The organism is Vibrio sp. 1978 (assembly GCF_033344345.1).
This window is the reverse complement of record NZ_JAWPOP010000236.1, coordinates 1-892: the sequence shown is the minus strand read 5'-3', so window position 1 is coordinate 892 and position 892 is coordinate 1. Positions and strand designations below refer to the sequence as shown.

Below are 892 nucleotides of genomic sequence, written 5' to 3'. Positions count from 1 at the left end.
TTGGCCCGTTGATTAACCCTGCGCGTCCAAACATCGAATTAATGGGCGTCTACAGTGAAGAACTGGTTCGTCCTATCGCAGAAACCATGCTACAAATGGGTATGAAGCGCGCCGCTGTCGTACATGGTAGCGGATTGGATGAAGTGGCCATTCACGGTAAAACAACGGTTGCCGAAATCAAAGATGGCAAGATCACTGTATACTCCCTAACGCCAGAAGATTTTGGTCTAGAGTCTCACCCGCTAGAAGCCATTAAAGGCGGCGACCCGGAAGAAAACAAAGCAATAATCACCAACATTCTGACGGGTAAAGGTACAGACGCACAACTAGGCGCAGTCGCGGTTAACGTCGCACTTCTAATGCGTTTATTCGGCCACGAAGATTTAAAAGCCAACACGCAGCAAGCGATCGAGGCTATGAACTCAGGCAAAGCTTTCCAATTGGTACAGCAACTTGCCGCACACGCTTAAGGAGCAGATGAAGATGACTGACTTCAACACCCAGCAAGCAAACAACTTATCAGAGCACGTCTCAAAAAAAGAAGCAGAAATGGCGGAAGTGCTTGCCAAAATTGTTCGCGATAAATACCAATGGGTAGCAGAGCGAAAAGCATCACAGCATCTGAGCACTTTTCAGTCGGATCTATTGCCGTCGGATCGCAGTTTTTATGATGCATTGAGTGGCGATAAAACCGTATTCATTACAGAATGCAAAAAGGCATCGCCATCAAAAGGCCTTATCCGCAACGACTTCGATTTGGACTACATCGCGTCGGTTTACAACAACTACGCAGACGCGATCTCGGTTCTGACCGATGAAAAATACTTCCAGGGTAGCTTCGATTTTCTACCTCAAGTTCGCCGACAAGTGAAACAACCAGTGTTGTGTAAAG

The 892-nt window shown here is 47.1% G+C and carries 2 pseudogenes; both read left to right on the top strand.

Features of this window, described 5'->3' with window-relative positions:
- Window positions 1-470: pseudogene (locus R8N49_RS25765) on the top strand (anthranilate phosphoribosyltransferase); the annotation flags it as partial.
- Between the two features lie 13 nt (window positions 471-483).
- Window positions 484-892: pseudogene (locus R8N49_RS25760) on the top strand (bifunctional indole-3-glycerol phosphate synthase/phosphoribosylanthranilate isomerase); the annotation flags it as partial.